We start from the raw sequence: 1,193 nt of genomic DNA on the forward strand, positions 1-1,193 counted from the left end.
GAGGGCTTTGCACGGGAGAGTGAATTCTGTTTGTTGGGCTAATGAGGCGTTTTTTGAAGGCCATGGGAGGCGGTTTTGGGCGGCTTTGCGGGGCATTTGCCGGGTTAGGCGGCCAATCCGCTTGGCTGCGGACGCACTCCTCCTCATGCTCGTCTTTCAGCAGGTGGAAAGAGGGCGCCGATCATGGTCCTTAGATTGTAGGCGCAGGCCGCCAGCATGCACTGCGTGCGGTTGGTGGCCAGGTTGAAGAAGCGCACGCGCCGCATGCCATAGTGCTCCTTGAATACGGCGAACGGCCGCTCGACCGCCGCGCGCACCTTGGCGATCAGCCGGTTGCGCAGCTTTTGGCGCGGCGGCAGCTCGGGGTGATGCTTGTTGGCCCGCCGCATCAGCCGATCCTTGATGTTGGCCTCGGCTAGCCGATCGTGCCTGGCGTGGGTGTAATAGGCCTGATCGCCATAGGCCGCCTTCTCGTCGCCGCAGATCAGCTGGTCGGCCGGCTCGGTGTCGGTGAGCGAGGCGTCGCTCACCTCGACGCGCCGTATGATGGTGTGCGCCTGGTCAGCGCCGATGTGCATCTTGTAGCCGAAGGTGCTCTTCTTGCCCTTCTTGCCCCAGCGCGCATCCTTGTCGGACGACGGCTTGATCGGACCATGATGGCCCTTCTTGGGCTGCTTGGGCGGGCGGCCGCGTGCCTGCAAGAATGTGGCATCGACCAAGGTACCGCGCTTGACGATCAGGCTCTTGGCCTCCAGTTGGCGATTGATCTCCTCAAAGATCTTGTCGATCAGACGCTCGCGCGTCAGTTCCTCGCGGAAACGCCACAGCGTCGAGTGATCGGGCGTGCGATCCGAAAGGCTGAAGCCGGCAAAGCGGCGGAACGACAGCCGGTCCCGGATTTGCGCTTCAAGCGCGGGATCGCTCAGCCCATGCCACACGCCCAGCAGCAAACAACGCACCAGCGGCTCGGCTGGATAGCTGGTGTTGCCAGAGCCAGGACCGCTGCGATGACCAAGCAAGGTTCGGATCGGCGCCCAGTCCAGTTCCTTCGCTATCAGGTCGAAGATCGTCTCATCCGACGCCGCAAAACCGTCCGCTAGGCTCAATTGGCCAAGCACTCGATCGACCATCGCGAATCCCTCCTCGCCGGATATCCGCATGGAATCACCGATCCGATTCTGTGCAAAGCCCTT

The 1,193-nt window shown here is 62.4% G+C and carries 1 protein-coding gene; it reads right to left on the reverse strand.

Features of this window, described 5'->3' with window-relative positions:
- Positions 1-143: 143 nt before the first annotated feature.
- Positions 144-1,193 (reverse strand): IS5 family transposase (locus LB523_RS29195; RefSeq protein WP_224532842.1); only part of this gene is annotated, 1,050 nt, incomplete at its 5' end.

Source organism: Mesorhizobium sp. ESP-6-4 (assembly GCF_020164735.1).
Classification (GTDB): Bacteria; Pseudomonadota; Alphaproteobacteria; order Rhizobiales; family Rhizobiaceae; genus Mesorhizobium.